The sequence below is a fragment of the Acrocarpospora corrugata genome (genome assembly GCF_009687845.1).
Classification (GTDB): Bacteria; Actinomycetota; Actinomycetes; order Streptosporangiales; family Streptosporangiaceae; genus Acrocarpospora; species Acrocarpospora corrugata.
The window spans coordinates 155,403-176,834 of sequence record NZ_BLAD01000045.1 but is presented as its reverse complement, the minus strand read 5'-3'; the positions used below and the strand labels follow the sequence as shown (position 1 = coordinate 176,834).

The 21,432-nt window shown below is 69.9% G+C and carries 22 protein-coding genes; 16 read left to right on the top strand and 6 right to left on the bottom strand.

Annotation, left to right across the window (positions count from 1 at the left end; all coding sequences use genetic code 11):
- Window positions 1–70: 70 nt before the first annotated feature.
- Together Acor_RS13340 and Acor_RS13335 are read right to left on the bottom strand one after the other, a co-directional pair.
- The gene (locus Acor_RS13340; RefSeq protein WP_170316906.1) at window positions 71–2,872 is read right to left on the bottom strand and encodes a helix-turn-helix transcriptional regulator; all 2,802 of its coding nucleotides are present in this window, start codon (window positions 2,870–2,872) and stop codon (window positions 71–73) included.
- 121 nt (window positions 2,873–2,993) lie between these two features.
- Window positions 2,994–3,914 (bottom strand): helix-turn-helix domain-containing protein, encoded by a 921-nt coding sequence (locus Acor_RS13335; protein ID WP_155336926.1) that lies wholly within the window; start codon window positions 3,912–3,914, stop codon window positions 2,994–2,996.
- Between the two features lie 272 nt (window positions 3,915–4,186).
- Between Acor_RS13335 and Acor_RS13330 the strand changes: the two genes are divergently transcribed.
- Complete coding sequence (locus Acor_RS13330; protein WP_422664803.1) at window positions 4,187–5,092, top strand: aldo/keto reductase; 906 nt, start codon at window positions 4,187–4,189, stop codon at window positions 5,090–5,092.
- Here Acor_RS13330 and Acor_RS13325 read toward each other — a convergent pair.
- Both Acor_RS13325 and Acor_RS13320 read right to left on the bottom strand, forming a co-directional pair.
- Window positions 5,025–5,336, bottom strand: coding sequence for a hypothetical protein (locus tag Acor_RS13325; protein WP_155336924.1), 312 nt, complete (start codon window positions 5,334–5,336; stop codon window positions 5,025–5,027). The two genes, Acor_RS13330 and Acor_RS13325, sit on opposite strands and share 68 nt — an antisense overlap.
- A gap of 146 nt (window positions 5,337–5,482) precedes the next feature.
- Window positions 5,483–5,845 (bottom strand): YciI family protein, encoded by a 363-nt coding sequence (locus Acor_RS13320; RefSeq protein WP_155336923.1) that lies wholly within the window; start codon window positions 5,843–5,845, stop codon window positions 5,483–5,485.
- Window positions 5,846–5,995: 150 nt separating this feature from the next.
- Here Acor_RS13320 and Acor_RS13315 point away from each other — a divergent pair, with 150 nt between their 5' ends.
- Window positions 5,996–6,499, top strand: a complete 504-nt coding sequence (locus Acor_RS13315) for a DinB family protein (RefSeq protein WP_155336922.1) — start codon at window positions 5,996–5,998, stop codon at window positions 6,497–6,499.
- 229 nt (window positions 6,500–6,728) lie between these two features.
- On the opposite strand, the gene Acor_RS13310 is transcribed toward Acor_RS13315, so the two are convergent.
- Window positions 6,729–7,286 (bottom strand): hypothetical protein, encoded by a 558-nt coding sequence (locus Acor_RS13310; RefSeq protein ID WP_155336921.1) that lies wholly within the window; start codon window positions 7,284–7,286, stop codon window positions 6,729–6,731.
- 374 nt (window positions 7,287–7,660) lie between these two features.
- Between Acor_RS13310 and Acor_RS13305 the strand changes: the two genes are divergently transcribed.
- The 14 genes from Acor_RS13305 to Acor_RS13245 all read left to right on the top strand — a co-directional run bounded on the left by Acor_RS13305 (window position 7,661) and on the right by Acor_RS13245 (window position 20,221).
- Complete coding sequence (locus Acor_RS13305; RefSeq protein ID WP_155336920.1) at window positions 7,661–8,638, top strand: fimbrial biogenesis chaperone; 978 nt, start codon at window positions 7,661–7,663, stop codon at window positions 8,636–8,638.
- A 149-nt stretch (window positions 8,639–8,787) separates the two neighbouring features.
- Entirely contained in the window at window positions 8,788–11,211 is a 2,424-nt protein-coding gene (locus tag Acor_RS42165; protein ID WP_170316905.1) for a fibronectin type III domain-containing protein, read from the top strand.
- Window positions 11,190–11,774 (top strand): Ig domain-containing protein, encoded by a 585-nt coding sequence (locus tag Acor_RS42160; protein ID WP_170316904.1) that lies wholly within the window; start codon window positions 11,190–11,192, stop codon window positions 11,772–11,774. The genes Acor_RS42165 and Acor_RS42160 overlap by 22 nt, the downstream gene beginning before the upstream one ends.
- On the top strand, window positions 11,771–11,908 hold the full coding sequence (locus tag Acor_RS13295; protein ID WP_155336919.1) for a hypothetical protein: 138 nt from the start codon (window positions 11,771–11,773) through the stop codon (window positions 11,906–11,908). Before Acor_RS42160 ends, Acor_RS13295 begins: the two co-directional genes overlap by 4 nt.
- A 168-nt stretch (window positions 11,909–12,076) precedes the next feature.
- Window positions 12,077–12,679, top strand: coding sequence for a DUF11 domain-containing protein (locus tag Acor_RS13290; RefSeq protein ID WP_170316903.1), 603 nt, complete (start codon window positions 12,077–12,079; stop codon window positions 12,677–12,679).
- 62 nt (window positions 12,680–12,741) lie between these two features.
- On the top strand, window positions 12,742–14,541 hold the full coding sequence (locus tag Acor_RS13285; RefSeq protein WP_155336917.1) for a glycosyltransferase: 1,800 nt from the start codon (window positions 12,742–12,744) through the stop codon (window positions 14,539–14,541).
- A 79-nt stretch (window positions 14,542–14,620) separates the two neighbouring features.
- Window positions 14,621–15,622, top strand: a complete 1,002-nt coding sequence (locus tag Acor_RS13280; protein WP_155336916.1) for an energy-coupling factor ABC transporter permease — start codon at window positions 14,621–14,623, stop codon at window positions 15,620–15,622.
- A 38-nt stretch (window positions 15,623–15,660) separates the two neighbouring features.
- Entirely contained in the window at window positions 15,661–16,413 is a 753-nt protein-coding gene (cbiQ, locus tag Acor_RS13275) for a cobalt ECF transporter T component CbiQ (RefSeq protein WP_155336915.1), read from the top strand.
- Entirely contained in the window at window positions 16,410–17,147 is a 738-nt protein-coding gene (locus Acor_RS13270) for an energy-coupling factor ABC transporter ATP-binding protein (protein ID WP_155336914.1), read from the top strand. Before cbiQ ends, Acor_RS13270 begins: the two co-directional genes overlap by 4 nt.
- A 60-nt stretch (window positions 17,148–17,207) precedes the next feature.
- Entirely contained in the window at window positions 17,208–17,552 is a 345-nt protein-coding gene (locus tag Acor_RS13265; protein WP_030451563.1) for an STAS domain-containing protein, read from the top strand.
- A gap of 33 nt (window positions 17,553–17,585) precedes the next feature.
- A complete protein-coding gene (locus Acor_RS13260; protein WP_155336913.1) occupies window positions 17,586–18,359 on the top strand; it encodes an SDR family NAD(P)-dependent oxidoreductase in 774 nt (257 codons plus the stop codon).
- A 6-nt stretch (window positions 18,360–18,365) separates the two neighbouring features.
- A complete protein-coding gene (locus tag Acor_RS13255) occupies window positions 18,366–19,130 on the top strand; it encodes a crotonase/enoyl-CoA hydratase family protein (protein ID WP_155336912.1) in 765 nt (254 codons plus the stop codon).
- Between the two features lie 55 nt (window positions 19,131–19,185).
- Window positions 19,186–19,794, top strand: coding sequence for a rhomboid family intramembrane serine protease (locus Acor_RS13250; protein WP_155336911.1), 609 nt, complete (start codon window positions 19,186–19,188; stop codon window positions 19,792–19,794).
- Window positions 19,795–19,807: 13 nt separating this feature from the next.
- On the top strand, window positions 19,808–20,221 hold the full coding sequence (locus tag Acor_RS13245; RefSeq protein WP_281353212.1) for a BlaI/MecI/CopY family transcriptional regulator: 414 nt from the start codon (window positions 19,808–19,810) through the stop codon (window positions 20,219–20,221).
- Here Acor_RS13245 and serC read toward each other — a convergent pair.
- Window positions 20,218–21,330 (bottom strand): phosphoserine transaminase, encoded by a 1,113-nt coding sequence (gene serC, locus Acor_RS13240; protein ID WP_155336909.1) that lies wholly within the window; start codon window positions 21,328–21,330, stop codon window positions 20,218–20,220. The genes Acor_RS13245 and serC overlap by 4 nt on opposite strands.
- Window positions 21,331–21,432 lie beyond the last annotated feature (102 nt).

Below are 21,432 nucleotides of genomic sequence, written 5' to 3'. Positions count from 1 at the left end.
GGCGAGGCCGGCTTGGCGGGCATCGAGGCGGTTCCCATACAGACGCCCCGAGAATTTGGGCAGGGGTCCCCTAGGAACCCCCAAGGATTCCGGTCGCGGTGAGCACACGCTGGAGTTCGGAACGCGAGCGGATCCCGAGTTTGCGGTAGGCGTTGGAGAGATGGATCTCCACCGTTCCGGGGGTCACGTAGAGCTCCTGGGCGATGTCACGATTCGTCCGCCCTCCGGCCGCGAGGTCCACGACGCGGCGCTCTCCGGGCGTGAGCGACTGCACACCGCTGAGCGCGTCGCGCCTCGGGCGGGCGCCGCAGGCGTGCAACTCCGCGCGCACCTGCTCGGCGAGGCGTTCCGCGCCGCAGGCGCTGGCCACCTCCAGGGCGCGCCGCAGCGGCTCACGCGCCTCGGTCGGCTTCTTGGCCCGTCTGAGCGTGGAGCCGAGCGCGGCGAGCGCCTTCGCGTGCTCCAGACGGGCGGTGGACCCTTCGAGTACGGCCACGGCCTCCCGCAGCCGATCTTCGTCACGCTCCAGGGTGCCCAGAACCCGTAGGGTCCGCCCGAGCGACCAGGGCGCGCCGAACTCCCGGGTGACCTCAAGCTCCTGCCGGGTCAGCTCGATCGCCTCCGCGCGGCGGTCCAGCCGGTCGAGCGCCTCGGCCTTCAGAGACCGCCACCAGAGCCTCGCGGGATCGGGAATGGCCGCGCAGTGCGCCGCCAGTTCGTCGGCCGTGGCCACCGCCTCCCCGGCACGGCCGGCGGCGGTGAGCAGCACCACCCGCGTCCCCAACCACCAGCCCGTCGTGTTCTTGCCGGGATCGATCGTTCCAAGGCGTACCAGCAGGCCGGACACATCGGAGCGGCCACGCTCATGCAGGGTCTCGGCCAGGAAGGTGCGGCAGATGGTGACAGAGGAGTCGGCGTGACCCCAGAGTGCGAACTCGCTCTCGGCGGCCCGGAGTGACTCCTCGGCCGCGGCCAGGTCACCGCGCCGCAGGTTGCCGAAGCCGTGCCAGATATGAATCGATGCCACCGACAACAGCGACCCGCGCCGGTGCGTGTCCGCGATGACCGGCTGCCAGACCTCGACCACCTCGGGACGGTCTGTGACGACGAGGGTGACGATCGCCGCGAACACGATCAGGGCGGGATCGGCCGCCCTGAGGTGGTCACCCGCGAGCGCCGCGAGGGCCAGCACGGCGCACTCCGCGGCGTTGCCATCGGTGCAGACCGCCTCCCACGCGGCCATGGCGGCGAGCATTCGCGAACCGGGGCCTCCGCCGGGGAGGCGGCGGTACTCGCGGAGACGAGACAGGTGCCGCGGGTCGCCCGCCCTGAAGATGATGGTCATGAACTCGAACGCCTTGAGTCCCATGCGAAGGTCGTCCGACTCGTCCGACTCGTCCGGGAGTTCCGTCGCCGCCCGCCGCGCGATCGACGCGGCCTCCTCGGCTGATCCCAGGAACAGCAGCGCCCTGCCCAGCAGCCCGGCCGCCGCAGCGCGGGAGGCGGGTTCGGCCAACTCCTCGTAGGCGAGGGCCAGGTGCTTCGCCGCAGCCCGGCCGCTCGTGAACACTTCCGCCGCGCCCAGTTCCAGCAACAGCCGCCCCCGGTCGGTGGCCGCAGGGGTGTCATCCAGCGCACGCCGCAGGTAGGCGACGGCGCTGTCCACCGCTCCGGCGTGCATCGCGTCGCGCCCCGCCTCCCGCAGCAACTCGGCGGCCCAGCGCTCACCGCGCGGTGAGGTGTGCAGCAGCTGCGCGGCCACCTGCTCGGCGGGTGCACCGCTGTCCCGAAGGAGCGCCGCCGCTCTCACGTGCTGCAGCTCGCGCTCCCCGGGGGACAGATCGTGGTAGATCGCGTCGCGTACCAGCGGGTGGACGAAGGACAGCGGCAGCTCAGGACGGAGGATGTCGGTATGGGCGAGGCCGCGCGTCGCCTCGGCCATGTGCTCCTCCGCGACGCCGGCCAGCTTCGCGACCGCGGGGAGTCTGGCCCCGTCGCCCAGCACCGCGACGGCCTGGGCGACAGCCCGCGCGTCGGCGGGCAGACGGGCAAGGCGCAACAGGACCGTACGCGACACCGCCCGCGGGCCGATGGTCATGACGCGGGCGACATGACGGGCTTCCGGATGTACGCCCTCGCTGCGCAGCGCCGTGACCAACTGGCTGAGCAGGAGGGGATTGCCCCCGGTCGACTCGTGGCAGGCGGCCAGGAACTCTCCGTCCGGCGCCACTCCCAGGCGCTCCTCGATGAACTCCGCCACGCCCGCCCCGGTCAGCGGCCCGGGACGGACACCGATCGCGGCCGAGTCGCGCGTGATCTCCCCGAGCAGCGCGGGGTCGGTGCCGGGCTCGGCGTCGCGCAGGCCCATGAGCAGCAGGATCGGCTGGCCTTCAAGCCGCCGGGCCAGGTACGCGAAGAACAGCAGCGACGGCCGATCGCACCAGTGGAGGTCGTCGACGGCCAGCAGCAGCGGGGTCTCCTCCGCCAGGTTGAGAACGAGCCAGTACAGCCCGTGCAGCGAGGCGAAACTGGCACCCCCACCGTCCGCGCCGTCGCCCAGCTCACCGAAGACCGCGGCCGCCGAAGCCGCCGCGCCGGCGAGTAGCGCCTCCCTGCGCTCCGGCGCCGTCAGCTCCGCCTCGAACAGCTGCCGGACCACACCGAACGCGAACTCCCCTTCGAGCCCGCTGCCCCGGGCCGAGAGCACCCGCACGGACCCCTCGGCGCGCCGCCGGATCTCCGTGAGCAGCCGACTCTTGCCGATCCCGGCGGGTCCCTCGACCACCACCAGACGACCCTCTCCGGCGGCGGCCCGCGCGAAATGGTCGCCGAGTTCGCCGAGCTCTCGCCCACGCTCGAACAGCCCGTCCATCCCGCTCATGCTAGGCGCGGAGGCCCTGCGTAGCCACGCTTCGTACGGCCGTCTCTGCGTCGGGATCGAGAGCGTCGAGGCTGTCGCGTTGTGCTCCCTTACCTGGGCTCTGCGTTTGATGTCAGCGGCCCTCCGTGCTCCATGCTCGGTTCTCGTCTCGGCTGCGGGACGTCGAGTCCGGGGTGGTCTGTTCGTTGGTCCAGACGGCGAGTAGGCGGAGTGCGTGTTCGGATGGGGAGCCGGGTTCGGTGGTGTGCAGGGAGAACGTCTGGTCGGGGTCGCCGGTGGGGGTGAACGCTTCATAGCCGAGGGTGAGGTCGCCGACCAGGGGGTGGTGGTAGCGCTTGGTGCCGTTGGTGCGGAGCAGGACGTCGTGGTCGGCCCACCAGCGGCGGAAGTCTCTGTCGCGGAGGGACAGGTCGCCGATGAGTTCGGCGAGTTGCGGGTCGTGGGGGTGACTTCCCGCATACAGGTGGAGGGCGGCGACGGCGTCCCGGGCGGCCGTCTCCCAGTCGGTGTACAACTCGCGGGCGGCTTCGTCGAGGAACATGAAGCGCGCCATGTTGCGTTCGCGGTGGGGGAGCGCGTCGAAGTCGGTGAGCAGCACGCGGGCCATCCGGTTGGTGGCCAGGACGTCGAGGCGTCGGCCGGTGACCATGGCGGGGGTCTCGGTCATGGTCTCCAGGACTCGATAAAGTCCGGGCCGGACGCGCTGCGGCGGCAGCGGGTGGCGCTGCGCGGCGGAGGGCCTGGCCAGGGCGAACAGGTGGGTGCGCTCGACGTCGTTCAGGCGCAGCGCCCGCGCGACGGCGTCCAGCACGCTCTCGGAGGCGTTCAGGCTCCGGCCACGTTCGAGACGCACGTAGTAGTCGACGCTCACCCCGGCGAGCTGGGCCACCTCCTCCCGGCGCAGGCCCGGCACCCGCCGCGCCCCCGGCTGCGGGGACAGCCCGGCCTCCCCGGGGCTGATCCGGGACCGGCGGGAGCGCAGGAACTGCCGAAGCTCCGGGTTGCCCTCGGCTTTGGAGGAGACGTCGCTCATGGTGTCGAGGCTAGGTCAGGGTACGAGATCGTCGGTCCGCGAAAGGGGGTCTGCTGGACCCCCGGTAGAAGGGGGCCTCTCTCGCGGACTGGAGGATGCCGTGGCCGTAGTTGGCTGGAGGTTGACCACCGAGTACCGGGGTCTCTACCAGGAAAGGGACAGCGATGAAGCGCAGGATTCTGGGTGGAACCGGCATTTCGGTTAGCGAGTTCGCGCTCGGGACGATGATGTTCGGAGCTATGGGCAATACGGATCATGACGAATCGGTTCGCATGATTCATACGGCGTTGGACGCGGGGATCAACTTCATCGACACGGCCGACGTGTACTCACGGGGTGAGTCGGAGGAGATCGTCGGCAAGGCGCTCAAGGCCCGGCGTGACGACGTTGTGCTCGCCACGAAGTTCGCCCTTCCCATGGGGCCGGACGCCAACCAGCGCGGCGGCTCACCGCGGTGGATCAAGCGCGCCGTGGAGGACAGCCTGCGGCGGCTCGGGACCGACTACATCGATCTTTACCAGATGCATCGGCCGGACCCGGATACCGATATCGACGAGACGCTCTCGGCCCTCTCCGACCTGGTCCGCTCCGGTAAGGTGCGCGCGATCGGCTCCTCGACGTTCCCCGCCGAGCTGATCGTCGAGGCGCAGTGGACCGCGGACAAGGGCGGGCACCACCGCTTCCGCACGGAGCAGCCGCGCTATTCGATCCTGTCGAGAACCATCGAAGGCGGCGTGCTGCCCACAGCGCAGCGTCACGGCCTGGGCGTTCTCACCTACGGGCCGCTGAGCAGCGGCTGGCTGTCCGGCCGGGCTGACCCGACCCGGGGCCACCGCGTGGCGGCGGTTCCCCAAGCCTTCGACCTGTCGATCCCGGCCAACCAGGTCCGGCTGGAGGCCGTCCAGGAGCTCTCCAAGCTCGCCGCCCAAGCGGGGGTTCCGCTGTCCCACCTGGCCACCGCGTTCGTCCTGTCGCACCCGGCCGTCACCTCCGTCCTGATCGGTCCGCGCACACCGGAACAACTCGATGATCTCCTGGCAGGTGCGAACGCCGAGCTCAGCGCGGAGGTACTCGACCGAATCGACGAGATCGTGCCTCCCGGCACCGAGATCAACCCGGCGGACAACTACCTCGCGGCATCTCCCGCGATCGGCGACAAACGTCTGCGCCGCCGCTGACCATCGATGGCTGCACGCAGGATTCGCGGCTGCAGTAGGCGCTGTCCGGAATCCCGGAGGAGCCGTCCTCGTCGAGCACGACGGAGATCTGCACCACACCGAGATCGAGCACACTGACCGCGGCCGCGAAGTTGTCCACGTTCTCGCTGGTCACGGTAGTGCTGATGAGCGCCTTGGCGGTCATCTCGTGCCAGGCCGCGAAGCGTTGTTCGGGAGAGACGTCAGCGGTGCGGAAGCGCGCCACCAACACGACTGTCCCCCGGTCAGGAATTGACGGCCTGTCGATCCGTCAGTATGTCGATGGACGACGCCAGACACCACGATTGCGACCAGTGGGCGATTTGTCCCGGGTGAAACGAGGGGACCGCCGAGGAGCTCGGTCACGGGGGGTTACATTTCGGTGCCGCCGGAGTGCATGACGGGGCGGACTTCGATGGCGGTCAGGCGGGCGTCGGGGATCATGGCGGCGAGTTCGGCTGCGCGTTCCGGCTTTTCGCAGTCGACGATGTAGTAGCCGGCGAGGAATTCCTTCGCCTCTATGTAGGGGCCGTCGGTTACGGCGGGGACGCCGTCGCGGACGCGTACGGTGCTGGTGCTGGTGGGGTCGGCCAAGGCTGTGAAGGCGACGAGTTCGCCGGATTCCTTGGTTAGTGCGGTGAAGGTGTCGTGTTCGGCGAAGATGGCGGTTCGTTCTTCCTCGGAGAGGGTGTCCAGGGCGGCGGGGTTGACGTGGATCAGGAGGAGGTACTTCATGGTGGCTCCTTGGTGGTGAGGCTCCCCGGTGGGCTGCTCGTAGTGGGGTCGGAACGGGAGTCGCGATCTCGACATCCTTGGCGTCTTCCACCGTAGTCGGGGCGAAAAAGGCAGTGATTCCTGTCGTACGGCGCTGCTACGGTCGCCCCCGTGACTCGACGAGTGCCGTTCACCGGCGATGAGAAGGAAAGTCTGCGCGTGAGCCTTGACCGGCATCGCGACGCGATCATGTGGAAGGTCTCGGGGCTCGGCGATGCGGAGCTGCGGCGGCAGATGACGCCGTCGGGGACGAGCCTGCTGGGGCTGATCAAGCATCTGGGGGCGGTGGAGTACAGCTGGTTCTGCGAGACCTTCGGGCGCGAGACCGAGCCGCTTCCGTTCGTGGACGGGGATCCGGACGCCGACCTGCGGGTGACGGAGCAGGAGAGCACGGAGGAGGTCTTCGCGTTCTACACGCGGGCGCGGGCGGCGGCGGACCGGGTGATCGACGAGCTCAAGGTCGAGGATGTCGGGCAGGCGTGGTTCGGGGACATCGTGTCGATGCGGTGGGTGCTCATCCACATGATCGAGGAGAACGCCCGGCATGCCGGGCATATCGACATTGTCCGGGAATTGATTGACGGACTGACTGGTGATCACCCGGAGAGCCCCTGACGGTCGCCATGCCAGGGGCCTTGTCTGCTGACACTCGGGCTGGACGGCTGGCCCGCTCGTAGGCGATGTCTCGTAGGCGATGTCGGGGCGCGTCACTCGGCGCGTCACTCGGCGCGTCCATCGTGCGCACCTTCCGGACGGAGCCGCTCGTGGGCGAAATCAGGGCTCGTCGCCCGTCCTCAGCGTGCTTCCGGTGACCGCGATGTCAGGAGTCTCCGTCACCGATCGACTAGGCGTTTCTCCGGCGCTTGCGGCGTAGTGACAGGGTGATGAGCAGGCCGCCCGTCAGGATGGTGGCGGCCCCCGTCAGGACGAGGGCCTGGGTGTCGGTTCCGGTGAAAGGGAGGAAGAAGGAGCCTCGTGACGTGCCGGCGGACGGCTCCGAGTGGTGGGCTCCGCCGTTGCCGGAGGAGCCCATGTCGTGCGTTATCTCACGATCGGTGGAGCCCAGCTCGTGCAGTACGCCGCCGTCGGTCGATCCCAGGTCGAAGAACTCCGCGTCGGATGTCGTGTGGTCGGACTCCCAGCCGGTCGGGTTGTGCGGTCCACCGCCGGACGTTTCCCCATGGTGGGTTGAGTCGCCGCCGGATGGCCGGACGCCGGGCGGCCGAGGATCGCCGGACGGGGGAAGCACCCGGATCATGACGTCGGTGGAGCCGTTGGGGACGTTCTCGGTCTGTTCTGTCTTTCCATCGGGCTTTCCATCGGGCTTTCCATCGGGGCCGGTACGGGACGTGCTGTGCGCAGCCACCGGCGCCCAGAGCACCAACAACAGCGCGATTCCCACGACAGGCCACATCCGTTCGACCGGCCGAATGCGTTTTCCATCCATAATTCCCCCAAATTAATGACTACACGTGTTTAAGGCCCGCCGCCCGAGAATTCGGTTCTTGGATGGATTTACCCAGTTCATCGCAGATATCACTGAGAGTGACCTTCTCCCGGCTTGACCGGGTCGTCCCAGCGTGAAATTTCCGTCATCCCAGTTCTGTCCTGCGATAGTGCATTTTGGCGTGTCGATCAATGTTTTTTAGGCAATGCGCTCCCCGGCCAACACCCTTTTAGGGGAAAGCGGTGGGAATCCACGGCGGGACCGTGGTGTGGCTCTTGGTGATCAAGTGGATAGCGTCTGAAGTTGATCACTATCTGGAGCGCCCTACCGTGAACCGGACTGTTCAGAAACACCGACGTGCCTCGCTCGTCCGGCGCGGGCTGGCGCTGGGCGGCGCCTTGTCCCTGGTCTGGGCCGGCTGCCCCGCCCTCGCCGAGCCGACACTGATGTCGATGCCGACGGCACCCGCACCCGCGCCGAACTTCGCGCTGCAGGTCAGCCCGACCCGCCTGGTCATCCCGGCCGGCACCACCGCCACCAACCAGCATTTCAAGGTCACCAACAAGGGCAGCGCGCCTTTCGACGTCACCGTGGAGAAAAGCGACTTCACGGCAGACGCGAACGGCGTGCTGAACTTCCAGGCGCAGGCGCAGGCGCAGGCGCAGGCGCAGGCGCAGGCGCCGTACGCGGCCTCGGCCTGGGCGGGCGTGGAACCGGTGAGTTTCCGCGTGGCGGCGGGCGCGAGCCGGATGGTGAACGTCCGGGTGACCGTGCCAACCGCGCCCGAACCGGGCGACCACCATTTCGCGATCATCTTCAAGGTGCCCGCAGGCCGGAACGCGTCGAATATCCGCATCAATCGCGGAGTCGCCGCTCCGGTCTTCGTCACCGTCCCCGGCCGGATCGACGATTCCGTGGAGATCGCCGGGTTCCACGCGCCGGAGTTCGCGACCGGCGGCCCGGTCCCCATCACCGCGAACATCCACAGCCTGGGGACGGTGCACCGGGACTTCCGCGGCACGGACCAGATCAAGGCCCGGGTGGGCGGCTCCGAGGTCGCCTTCCCCGAATTCACCGTGGTCCGGGGCGGGACGCGGGACGTGACCGCGCACTGGAACCCGCCGCTGATCTGCTTCTGCGACGCCACCGTGTCGCTCCCGGGCTCCCGCCCGGTGACAGTCCGGATCGTCGTCTTCCCCCTGCACCTGCTGGGGATTCTGCTCGCCGCCCTACTGGCGGCGCTCCTTCTCACCTGGCTCGTGAAATGCCGCCGCTCGAACAGGACAGACGGCAACGTCCATGCCTAAGTACCGCGCCGTAGCCCAGCTCGTCACGGTCGCCATGCTCGGCTCCGCCCTGAACCTGTCCGGCATGGCCCCCCCAGATCGCGTACGCCGCCGGCACCACCCTGTTCGATCAGCCGTTCAAGAACAACACGGCCAGCTCGACCTATCCGGTGTTCCTCCCGGCGCTCCCCTCCGGCAGCACCGGCACGAACACCGCCTGCCTCACCGCCACCGGCAACTCCGGCTCCGGCCTGCACAGCTGCGCCACCAACACCGACGCGGCCGGGCTGGGCACGCTCCGCCTGACCAGCGCCACCGTCAACCAGGAGGGCGGCCTGTTCGGCGCGACCAGCGTGCCCACCTCCCAGGGCCTGGACGTGACCTTCAACGCCTACCAGTACGGCGGCGGCGGCGCGGACGGCATGACCTTCGTCGCGGCGGCGGTGGACCCGACGAACCCGGTCCCCCCGGCCACCATCGGCCGGGCCGGCGGCGCGCTGGGCTACTCGGCGACGGGCGGCGCCAGCGGCCTGGTCAACGCCTACCTGGGGTTCGGTTTCGACGTCTACGGCAACTTCAGCGACAGCGTCTACCAGGGCACCGGCTGCACCAACCCGGCGTATATCAACACGACCGGCGGCACCGTCCCCGGCCAGGTCGTCGTGCGCGGCCCCGGCACGGGCACGGTCGGCTACTGCGCGATCAACAGCACCGCCACCACGACCAGTTCGGCGGCGGTGGCCCCGCGGTCGACCACCCGGGCGAAGTCCGTGGTCCCGGTGGAGGTCGTGATCAACCCGACCGCGTCCAGTGTGGTCACCGCGTCGGGTCTGTCCGTCGCCGCCGACCGTTACAAGGTGGTGTTCACGCCGGTGGGCGGCACGGCCAGGACGCTGGAGGGCACGCTTCCGACGGTGGCGTCGAGCCTCTACCCTTCCTCGTCCTGGCTCACGTCGGCGGGTATCCCGCGCCAGCTGGCCTTCGGGTGGGTGGCGTTGACGGGCAGTGTCACCGACTTCCACGAGATCGACAACGTCAAGGTGGTGAGCATCAACCCCGTACCGGTGCTCACCGCCGCCCAGACCAGCTACAACGGGTCGTCGCCGCAGCCGGGCGACCCGGTCAACTACACGGTGACCGCCGGGGTGGACTCGCCAGGCGCGAACGAGACGTCTCCAATCTCGGTGACCGAGACGCTGCCGGCCGGGGTGGTGCCGGTGGGCGCGTTCGGGTCGGGGTGGACCTGCCAGGCTCCGTCCGGGCAGAAGATCACCTGCACCGACAACGCCGCGCCGTACCCGGCGGGGACGACCCTGCCGCCGCTCAACGTGGTGAGCATCGTCACGGGCAGCGGTGTGACGCCCGCGCTGATTCAGTCGGCCACGGCGGTCGTCTCGTCCGATGACGCCAACCCGGACATTATTACGGCGACGGCGGGGACGATCCCGGCCGTACCCTCCGGGATCACCGTCACGCCCGCGACCAGCACGATCGCGGGCGGGATCGCGGTGACGGTGGGCGGGACGAACATCGGCGGCGCGACGGCGATCGAGATCGGCACCACGGCGGAGCAGCGGGCGGGGACGCCCGTCGTGCTGCTGCCGTGCGCTTCGGGGCCGGCCGCGGGCTGTTTCACCGTCAACGCCAACGGCACACTGAGCACCTCCTCGATGCCGGCCCGGAGTTCGGCGGACACGGTGACCGTGACCGTGGTGACGCAGGGCGTCGCGGGCGCGGCCTCCTACGTCTACACCGACAAACTGGCGGCCCCGGCCGCGCCGACCGCGACCGCGGGTGTCACCAGCGCCACGGTGACGTGGACGGCGCCCGCCAGCCACGGCAGCGCGATCACCGGATATGTCGTGACGCACTATCTCGGCGGGGTCGCCCAGGCGCCGCAGCCCTTCGACGCCTCCACCACCACGCGCACGCTGACCGGCCTGACGGCGGGCGGCTCCTACACCTTCACGGTCGCCGCCACCAACGCGCTGGGCACCAGTGCCGCGAGCGCCCAGTCGAACGCGGTCGTCCCGTACACCGTGCCGGGCCAGCCGTCCGTCACCGCGGGCACGGCCGGGGACGGTTCGGCCACGCTGACCTGGACGGCTCCGGCGAACGGGAGCAGCCCGATCACGTCGTACGTCGTGACGCCCTTCATCGGCGGGGTGGCTCAGACGCCGCAGACCTTCACCGGGACCGGGACGACCCAGACGGTGACCGGGCTGACGGCGGGCGCCGCCTACACCTTCACGGTGACGGCCAGGAACGTGGCGGGTCCCGGCCCGGCTTCCGCGCCTTTCGGCCCGGTGACCCCGAACGCCAATCCGGCGCTGAATTTCCCGCCGCCTCCGGCCGGGCAGGTGGGCGTGGCCTACAGCGACCAGCTGACCTTCACCGGCGGCACGGGACCTTTCGCCTGGTCGGTCAGCACGGGCGCCCTCCCGCCGGGAATCACGCTCAACCCCGCCACCGGCCTGCTGTCGGGTACGCCGACCACGGCGGGCAGTTCCCCCTTCACGGCGAAGGTCACCGACGCGAACAACCAGTACGACACCCGGGCGGTGACGCTGTCGTGGCGGCCAGCCCGACGCTGAACTTTCCGCCGCCTCCGGGCGGGCAGGTGGGTGTGCCGTACAGCGACCAGCTGACCCTGACCGGCGGCACGGGACCGTTCGCGTGGTCGGTCAGTTCGGGCACGTTGCCGCCGGGGGTCACGCTCAACCCGTCGACCGGACTGCTGTCCGGCACGCCGACGACGATCGGGAGCTACCCGTTCACGGTCCTGACCAAGATGGCCGACACGGCGAGCATCGTGGCGGGCGGCAAGGTCACCTACACGGTGACGGTCGCCAGCACCGGCCAGACGCACTACCAGGACGCCGGTTTCACCGACTCGCTGACCGGGGTGCTGGATGACGCCGCCTTCGGCGACGACGCCTCCGCCACCACCGGTACGGTCGGCTACACCGCACCCACGCTGACCTGGACCGGGACCTGGCAGTCGGAGCCACCGCGACCGTCACCTACAGCGTCACCACCGGCCCCGATGGCGACGCGGTTCTGGCGAACACCGTCACCTCGGCCACCCGGGGCGGCAACTGCCCGGCCGGGAGCGTCGACCCCCGATGCGCCAGCAGCGTCCCCGTCCTCTCGGTGAACCTCGTCCTGGCCGATCTCACCAGCGGCTTCACCCTGACCGGCGGGCCGGACGCGACCGTACGCGGCGACGCCGCCCTCACCGCCACCGTGGTCACCAACAGTCCGGGCGGCGCCCTCGGCCTCACGATGTGAGAATTCCTTCAGCCCTGACTTTAGGCCGGCGAGGCCCGGAGCGGGGCCGGTGGATTCTCGTTCACCGGCCCTATCATTAATTCCGTCCTGTTCACTCGTGGCGGATGCCCGGGAATTTCACGCCAAAGGTATTCATCGATGGTATTTCGCCTGTCAAAAAAGGCTTCTTTGATCCACGCCGTCGCGGCCGTCGCGCTGGCCGCGCTGCCGCTCGGGACGGCCGCCGCCCAGCCGTCCGGGCCGCCCTCCCCGAAGCCGGAACCCTCGTTCGCGTTGAACATCGCCATCGACAACGGCCAGACCGTCGTGCGGCAGGGCGACCGGCTCACCTACACCACCGAGATCACCAACTCCGGGGCGGTGGGGAGCCCGGCGCTGTGGATCTCGCAGAACATGGTGCCCGGCCTCAGACTGCTCTCTTCGACGCCCGAGGCCGAGGTCTCCAGCGAGCGCCTGGAGTGGTCCAGGTCGCTGGCCGCGGGCGAGAAGGCCCGGTTCAGCTCGACGGTCGAGGTCGGGGAGCTCTCCGCGCACCTGCGCCGGCTCGCGGTCGTGGCCTGCGCGGCGGTCAGGGACGCCGGCCGGCCGATCGTCTGCTCGGCCCATTCCGACCAGCTGGCACCCGCGGCAGCCGGTCTGCCGAGCGAGTCCGGCGGCGGCCAGTGGTACCTGTTGGCGGGAATCGGGGGATTTCTCCTGATCGTCGTCGCGTTCACGGCTCGCCGCCTGCTGCGTCGGCGTCCCGCCGAACGAGGTCTCCCACCCGCGTGACCAGGTGTGGAAATCGTCAAGACGGCCCGGCCGACCTGCGCGGCGTCACATAATGAAACGCAATGGATGCGCTAAGTGACTACTCCGTCGATGTCAGCGTGCTCGTCCCCGCGTACAACTGCCGCGCATTTCTTGATCGTTGCCTGACCTCCCTGCTGGTCCAGCGGGTCAGCAAAGAGATCATCGTGGTGGATGACGGTTCGACCGACGAGAGCCGCTCCCTGCTGGAGCTGTATGCGCGGCATCACCCGGCGATCACTGTCGTCCATCAGGAGCACACCGGAACCCCGGGCAGCGCGCGCAACCGCGCGCTGGCCCGGGCGCGTGGCCGGTATGTGTTCTTCTGCGATGCCGATGACTACCTGGGGCCGCAGGCCCTGGAGAAGATGCTCGCGATGGCGGACCGGAACGGCTCCGACATCGTGCTGGGCAAGATCGTCGGGCATGGCCGGAAGGTGCCGGAGTCGATGTTCCGGGCCAGTGCCGACCGGGTGAGCCTCCAGGGCAGCACGGTCTACAACAACCTGAACGTCTTCAAACTGTTCCGCAAGGCCATGCTGGACCGGCACCGGATCCGCTTCGACGAGTCGTTGCGGGTCGGCGAGGACCAGGAGTTCGCCGTGCACGCCTACTGCCACGCCGACGTGATCTCCGTGGTCGCCGACCACGACTGCTACCACCTGGTGGCCCGCGAGGACGGCAGCAGCCTGATGCAGGAGCCGGGCAGCCGCGAGCCGATCTCCTGGCTGCGGATGTGCCGGATCCCGGTCGGCCGGATGCTCGAACACGTGCCGCCGGGCCCGCTCCGCGACCACCTGCTGCTCCGCCACTTCACCTTCGACGTGCTCCACCAGCTGGGCGAGCCGTTCCTGGCCGCCCCCGAGGCCGACCGGGAGAAGATCGCCGTCGAGGTGGCCGACCTGTGCGAGGAGTGGCTCACCGACGGGGTCCGCGCCCGGCTGAGCGCCGCCGACCAGGCCCGGGTCACCTCGCTGACCGACCCCGACCGGCTGGTACGGCTCGCGCGCGTGCAAGCCGCCCACCTCCGCCGCCGCCTGACCGCGCTGACCTGGGAAGGCGACCGCCTGCAGATCTCCGGCACGGCCACCCTGACCGGTTTCGACGGATCGGTCGGCCTGCTGCTGAAGGAGCGCTCCCGGCGGGCCGAACGCAGGATCCCGGTCACCCGGGTGGCCGATCTGTTCAGCGCCTCGGTCGACGTGACCGACCTGGAGACCGGGATCTGGGACGTGTTCGTGGTCGTGGAGTGTGAGGGCATCCGCCGCCTCGGCCGCCTCGGCGCGGACCGGGACCGCCGTTCCACCCGGCCGGTGCCGAGGTTCACGGGGAATGTCGTGGCGTTGCCGTATCTGACGCGGCCGTACGGGAATCTGAGCCTGGACGTGGGCGGGCATGTGGTCCGGGTGCCGGCCTCGGTCCGGTTGACGCACACCGAGTGGGTGGAGCGGCGGTTCCGGATCGAAGGGCAGGTCATGGTGGGGGGCAGGCCGGGGGCGGCGGCCGTGCGGCGGCTGATCTGGCGGGAGCGGCGGACCGGGCGGGAGCGCCACGAGGAGGCAGTGGCGACGGGTTCGCGGGCGTTCGCCGCCGAGACGAGCCCGCTCGGGCGCGGCACCTGGGACGCCTACCTGGAGCTCGACATGGGCGGTCCTATGGCGAGATTTCCCGTCAAAGTGGGGGAGCCCAAGTCGCTGGAGCGCGCCCGCACCTGGTGGCAGGGCACCACCCGCTGGACCACCCGTCCGTACGCGACGGCGGTCAGCCATCGCCTGAGCACCTCGGTCCGGCGGGCGAGCATGCTCGCGCTGGTCCGCCGCGCGCTTCGCCGGATCGTCATTTGATCCGTACTCCCCGTTAATGCGAATCGTTTGCAACTGCTCTAATGTTGTGGTCAAAGTTCGCAAACGCGGAGGTATTGCCGTGCATGTGCCCGATGGATTCTTCACCGCGACGGTGTCGATCGGGGCGGCCGTGGTGGCCGCCGCCGGAGTGGGCGTCGCGCTGCGCAGGGCCAAGCAGGAGCTCGACGACCGGACCGCGCCGATGGCCGGGCTGGTCGCGGCGTTCATCTTCGCGGTGCAGATGCTCAACTTCCCGGTCGCGGCCGGAACCAGCGGGCACCTGCTGGGGGGCGCGCTGGCGGCGATACTCGTCGGGCCGTACACGGCCGTGCTGTGCGTGGCGGTGGTGCTGCTCGTGCAGGGCTTCTTCTTCGCCGACGGCGGGCTGACCGCGCTCGGCGTCAACATCACCCTGATGGGGATCGTGACGGCGGCCGTCGCGTGGGGGGTCTTCCGGCTCATCACCCGGGTCGCGCGGAACCGGGCCGCCATCGTGGCCGGGTCGTTCGTGGCGGCGCTGGTGTCGGTGCCGGTGGCGGCGCTGGCCTTCGCGGTGCTCTTCGCGATCGGCGGGACCGCGCCCATCGACGCGGGCTCGGTCGCCGCCGCCATGGGCGGCGTGCACGTGCTGATCGGCATCGGCGAGGGGCTGATCACCGCGGTCACCGTCAGCAGCGTCCTGGCCGTCCGCCCCGACCTGGTGTACGGCGCGCGCGGCCTGGCCAAGCCGCTGGTGCTGCGAACGGCGACGGGCGAGCAGGTCGTGACGGCCCCCGAGGAGCCCCAGGCCAAGCCGATCCGGCCGTTCCTGGTGGGCGCGGGCATCGTGTCGCTGCTGCTGGCCGGGGTGGTCAGCTTCTTCGCCTCCGGTTCGCCTGACGGCCTGGAGCGGGTCGCCGAGGACAAGGGTTTCCTCGGCCAGGCGGGCGACCACCTGTTCGGCGGGTTCGCGCTGGCCGACTACGGCGACGTGGGCGGCATCCCGGTAGGCGTCGCGGGGGTGATCGGCGTGCTGATCACGCTGGCCGTCGGCCTCGGGATCGGGTACGCGCTGCGCCGCAGGCGGAAGGTCACCACGTGAGGCCCGGCGTCACGCGGGCGCGGAAAGCCGCCACCTAGGTGGGCGCGGGGCACCACCACCAGCTGTTCCGGGCCGGCGACACGGTTGTGCACCGGCTGCCGCCGCAGTGCAAGCTGGTCGCCGTGGTCGCGTTCGCCGTCGTGGTGGTGGCCACGCCACGGGAGCGGTTCTGGGTGTTCGGGGGGTACCTGCTGCTGCTGGCGGCGGTCGCGGCGGTGGCCCGGGTGCCGGCCAGGTTCGTGCTCAGGCGGATGGTGGTCGAGTTGCCGTTCGTGCTGTTCGCGTTCGCGATCCCGGTCATCGGGCTGGGGGAGCGGGTGACGTTCTGGGGGATCTCGCTCAGCGTGGACGGGCTCTGGGCGAGCTGGAACATCCTGGCCAAGGCCACGCTGGGGGTGATCGCGTCGATCCTGCTGGCGGCGACGACCGAGCCCAGGGCCATGCTGCTGGGCGCGCAGCGGCTGCGCATGCCGCAACTGCTGGTGCAGATCGCCACGTTCATGCTCCGCTACCTGGACGTGGTGCTGGACGCGATGCGCCGGATGAAGGTCGCCCGCGAGTCACGCGGGTTCCAGGCCAGGAACCTCCGCCAGGCTCCGGTCCTGGCCAAGTCCGCGGGCGCGCTCTTCATCCGGTCGTACGAACGGGGGGAACGCGTGCACTTGGCCATGCTGAGCAGGGGATACACCGGGACGATGCCCATATATCGCGAAATTTCGGCTGATGTGGGGCAGTGGTTGACGGCTGCGGCGCTGCCCGTCGCGGCGGCGGCCGTACTGTTTCTGTCATGACGCTCGAAGTCCGTGACCTCGCGTACGCCTATCCCGACGGGACGCAGGCCCTGTTCGGGGTGAACCTGACGATCGCCCGCGGCGAGCGGGTGGCGCTGCTCGGGCCGAACGGCGCGGGCAAGACCACGCTGGTCATGCACCTGAACGGGATCCTGACGGCCGGGCACGGCCTGGTCCGGGTGGCGGGGCTCCAGGTCGGCAAGGAGACGATGGGCGAGATCAGGCGCCGGGTCGGCCTGGTCTTCCAGGACCCGGACGACCAGCTGTTCATGCCGACGGTCCGGGAGGACGTCGCCTTCGGCCCGGCCAACCTGGGCGTCCGGGGCGCGGAACTCGACCGCCGGGTGGCCGAAGCGCTGGACCGGGTCGGCATGCGGGACGCGATCGACCGCCCGCCCCACCATCTCTCCTTCGGCCAGCGCAGACGGGTCGCCGTGGCCACCGTCCTGGCGATGGACCCCGAGATCCTCGTCCTGGACGAGCCCTCCTCCAACCTCGACCCGGCCTCCCGCCGGGAGCTGGCCGAGATCCTGAAAAATCTGGACGTGACGGTGTTGATGGTCACGCATGATCTGCCCTACGCCCTCGAACTGTGCGAGCGCGCCCTAATCCTCTCCGACGGCGTGATCGCCGCCGACGGCCCGACCCGCGACCTGCTCGCCGACGAGGCCCTGCTCACCGCCCACCGGCTGGAACTGCCGTACGGATTCGCGATCCCCGCGTCGGGGACCTGATTCCCGGACCTCACTCACGGTGATGCGCAAGTAAAGTGGGCCTCGCGGAGGAGGTACAACATGAAGCTGCGGCTTGCGCGGAGATCACTCTCCGGTGCCGTCGTGGTGGCCGTCGAGGGCGAACTCGATCTGTTCACCGCACCCTTCCTGCGCGATGAGGTCCGGGACGCCATCAAGCAGGATGGCGCCGTCCTGGTGCTCGACCTCACCTCGCTGTCGTTCATGGATTCGAGTGGTCTGAGCGTACTGATCGAGGCGTGGCGGCTGGCCACGAGTGAGGGCGGTGGGGTGACGCTGGCCGCGCCCCAGGCGCCGGTGGCCCGGATCCTGCGGACCACCGGGCTGGACCGGCGGATCAAGGTGTATCCGGATGTCGACACGGCAATTTTGGGGCACCCCGAGTAGAACTTCATTCGGTTGGCAGGTTAGGGTCCGGCTATGGACCTGAAGGATGCAGCAGCAATCATCTCGGGCGGTGCCAGCGGTCTCGGCGAGGCCACGGCCAGGGAACTGGCGGGCATCGGCACGACCGTGGTCATCGCCGACCTGAACGAGGAGCGCGGCAAGGCGCTCGCCGACGAACTGGGCGGCGTCTTCGTCCGCACGGATGTGGCGGACGAGAGTTCCGTGCAGGCCGCCGTGGACGCCGCGGTGGCGACCGGCCGGCCGTTGCGCGCGGTGGTCAGCAGCGCCGGCATCGGCTGGGCCGCCCGGACCGTGAACAGGGACGGCTCGCCGCACGACCTCGCGCCCTACCGCAAGGTGATCGACATCAACCTGATCGGGACCTTCAACCTGATGCGGATCGGCGCGGCCGCGATGGCCAAGACCGACCCGGTGGGCGAGGACAAGGCGCGCGGCGTGGTCATCAACACCGCGTCGGTGGCCGGGCTGGAGGGCCAGACCGGGCAGGTGGCCTATTCGGCGTCCAAGGGCGGCATCATCGGCATGACCCTGCCCGCCGCCCGCGACCTGGCCGCCATCGGCGTCCGGGTGCTGACGATCTGCCCCGGCATCATCGACACCCCGATCTACGGATCCGGGCCCGAGTCGGACGCGTTCAAGGCGCAGCTGTCGGCGCCGGTGCCGTTCCCGAAGCGGATGGGCCGCGCGTCGGAGTTCGGCCAGCTGGTCCGTTCCCTGATAGAGAACGACTACATGAACGGCGAAGTCATTCGCTTCGACGGCGGCATCCGATTCCAGCCCAAGTGAGGTCCCGTGTCTGACGAGGTTCTGGTAGAGACCGACGGCGGCGTCGCGGTCATCACGATCAACCGGCCGAAGGCCAGGAACGCCGTCAACGGCGCGGTGGCGCGCGGGATCGCCGCCGCCGTGGACGAGCTGGACGGGCGGGCGGACGTGGCCGCGCTGGTCCTCACCGGCGCGGGCGGCACCTTCTGCGCCGGGATGGACCTGAAGGGCTTCCTGACCGGGGACTTCCCGATGCTGGAGGGCCGCGGGTTCGGCGGCCTGGTCGAGTCGCCGCCGAAGAAGCCGCTGGTCGCCGCCGTGGAGGGGTACGCGCTGGCGGGCGGCTTCGAGCTGGCGCTGGCCTGCGACCTGGTGGTGGCGTCGGAGGAGGCCAAGTTCGGGCTGCCGGAGCCCAAGCGGGGCCTGGTCGCCGCCGCCGGGGGGATCATGCGGCTGCCCCGGCGGATTCCGTACCACGTGGCGATGGAGATCGCGCTCACCGGCGATCACTATCCGGCGGCGCGCCTGTACGAGCTGGGCCTGGTGAACCGGGTCACGCCGGCCGGGGAGGCGCTGGCGGGGGCCCTGGAGCTGGCCAGGAAGATCGCGGCGAACGCGCCGCTGGCGCTGGCGGCGACCAAGAAGATCATCCTGGAGTCCCAGGATTGGCCGACCGGGGAGATGTTCGCCAACCAGAGCGCGATCGTCAATCCGATCTTCGGATCCAAGGACGCGATGGAGGGCGCGGCGGCTTTCGCCGAGAAACGCGCGCCCAACTGGCGCGGCGAGTAAGCCCGAGTCCCAGGGGTAGTCCGCGCTCATGGCCCGAACTGCGTACGGTAAAGGCATGAGCGACGGACTTCCCCCGATCCGGACCCCCCGGGAGCGCACCGCCAGCCTGCTGGCCGGCGCCCTGGGCAGCGTCATCGTCATGCTGTTCCTGGTCGGCGGCATGTGGGTGCTCGAAATCATCGACTACGTCCAGGATGGCGCGCTGGATCAGTACGGCATCGTGGCCCGGGATCCGGAGGGCCTGGTCGGCATCTTCGCCGCGCCGTTCCTGCACGCGGGCTTCCCGCACCTGATCGCGAACTCGCTGCCGCTGCTGATCCTGGGGTTCCTGGCCGCGATCCGGGGCGTCGGCCGGTTCCTGGGCGCGAGCCTGATCATCATCGTGGTGAGCGGGCTTGGGGTCTGGCTGGTCGCGCCGCCGAACACGGTGACCCTGGGGGCCAGCGGCCTGGTATTCGGCTATTTCGGATATGTCGTGGGGCGTGGGCTTTTCGACCGACGGATTCTCGACATCGTGCTCGCCGTCGTCGTCGCGGTCATGTACTACTCCATTATTTTCGGAATTTTGCCCGGAGAAGAGGGAATCTCCTGGCAGGGCCACCTGTTCGGGCTGATCGGCGGAGTCGCCGCCGCCTGGCTGCTGCGCCGCAGGCGGGAGTACTGACACAATTGTTCTTGTGAATTTGGGTCCCCTGGAACGTGCGATCATGGACGTGGTTTGGGACGCCAAGAAGTCCCTGTTGATCCGTGAGATCCAGGAGCAGCTCAACGAGGGCGCCGAGAAGCCGCTGGCGTACACCACGATCCAGACCGTGGCCGAGCGCCTGGTCCGCAAGGGCCTGCTGAGCCGCGCCCCAGAACGCAAGGCCTTCCGCTACGGCGCGGCCCGCTCCCGTGCCGAGCACCTCACCGAGCTGATGCTGGACGCGCTGGCCGAGAGCCCCGACCGGTCGCCGGTGCTGACCAGGTTCGCGCAGAGCGTCGACCTGGACGACGCCCTGCGCCTGCTGGACGAGCTGGCCCGCCGTGCCGGGCGGGGCCCGGCCGAGCAACCGCCCGGCTGGGTGCCCCCGCCCGGTCCGAGCGACTAGAGCCGCTCCACCACGTAGTCGACGCAGACGGTCAGCGCCTCGACGTCGGCCGGGTCGACGGCCGGGAACATGGCCACCCGCAGCTGGTTGCGGCCCAGCTTGCGGTAGGGCTCGGTGTCCACGATGCCGTTGGCGCGCAGCGCCTTGGCCACCGCCGCCGCGTCCACCGAGTCGTCGAAGTCGATCGTGCCGACCACGTTGGAACGCTGCGCCGGGTCGGCCACGAACGGCGAGGTGTAGGCGGTCTTGTCGGCCCAGGTGTAGAGCCGGGAGGCTGAGTCCGCGGTCCTGGCCGTGGTCCAGGCCAGCCCGCCGTTGCCGTTCATCCACTCGATCTGCTCGGCCAGCAGGATCAGCGTGGCCACCGCGGGGGTGTTGTACGTCTGGTCCTTTGCGGAGTTGTCGATCGCGATCGGCAGGCTGAAGAACTCCGGAATGTAGCGCCCGGAGCCGGCGATCTCGTCGACCCTGGCCAGCGCGGCCGGGGAGAACAGGCCCAGCCAGAGGCCGCCGTCGGAGGCGAAGCTCTTCTGCGGCGCGAAGTAGTACACGTCGAAGTCCTCGGCCTTGACCGGCAGGCCGCCCGCGCCGCTGGTGGCGTCCACCAGGACCAGCGAGTCGCCGGAGCCGACCCGGGAGATCGGCATGGCCACGCCGGTGGAGGTCTCGTTGTGGGTCAGCGCGTACACGTCCACCCCCGCCTCCTCGACCGGCAGCGGGTGGCTGCCGACCTCGGCCGAGATGATGGACGGGTCGGCCAGCCAGGGCGCCCGCTTGACCACGGAGCCGAACTTGCTGGAGAACTCGCCGAAGTGCAGGTGCTGGGATTTCGCCCGGACCAGTCCGTGCGCCGCGATGTCCCAGAACGCGGTGGTGCCGCCGTTGCCGAGCACGACCTGGTAGCCCTCGGGCAGGGTGAACAGGTCGGCCAGGCCGGACCTGATCCTGGCGACGAGGTGCTTGACCGGCTGCTGGCGGTGCGAGGTGCCCATCAGGCTCGCGCCCGGCCCGGCGAGGGCCGCCAGCTGCTCGGAACGTACCTTGGAGGGCCCGCAGCCGAAGCGGCCGTCGGCGGGCTTGATGTCAGCGGGAATCACGATGTCAGCCACTCAACCAAGCCTACTGAGCGGGCCAGGTGGTCCAGACGCAGGTCCGCATCCTGAGATGGAGCTCCCCCTTGACGTAACCCGCTGGAGCTCCCATTGTTCGCG

Bases quoted from the DNA above. Each gene is read 5' to 3' on its own strand.
- Acor_RS13340 (WP_170316906.1), bottom strand. From the start codon at position 2,872: ATGGACGGGCTGTTCGAGCGTGGGCGAGAGCTCGGCGAACTCGGCGAC.
- Acor_RS13335 (WP_155336926.1), bottom strand. From the start codon at position 3,914: ATGAGCGACGTCTCCTCCAAAGCCGAGGGCAACCCGGAGCTTCGGCAG.
- Acor_RS13330 (WP_422664803.1), top strand. From the start codon at position 4,187: ATGATTCATACGGCGTTGGACGCGGGGATCAACTTCATCGACACGGCC.
- Acor_RS13320 (WP_155336923.1), bottom strand. From the start codon at position 5,845: ATGAAGTACCTCCTCCTGATCCACGTCAACCCCGCCGCCCTGGACACC.
- Acor_RS13285 (WP_155336917.1), top strand. From the start codon at position 12,742: ATGGATGCGCTAAGTGACTACTCCGTCGATGTCAGCGTGCTCGTCCCC.
- Acor_RS13270 (WP_155336914.1), top strand. From the start codon at position 16,410: ATGACGCTCGAAGTCCGTGACCTCGCGTACGCCTATCCCGACGGGACG.
- Acor_RS13265 (WP_030451563.1), top strand. From the start codon at position 17,208: ATGAAGCTGCGGCTTGCGCGGAGATCACTCTCCGGTGCCGTCGTGGTG.
- Acor_RS13260 (WP_155336913.1), top strand. From the start codon at position 17,586: ATGGACCTGAAGGATGCAGCAGCAATCATCTCGGGCGGTGCCAGCGGT.
- Acor_RS13250 (WP_155336911.1), top strand. From the start codon at position 19,186: ATGAGCGACGGACTTCCCCCGATCCGGACCCCCCGGGAGCGCACCGCC.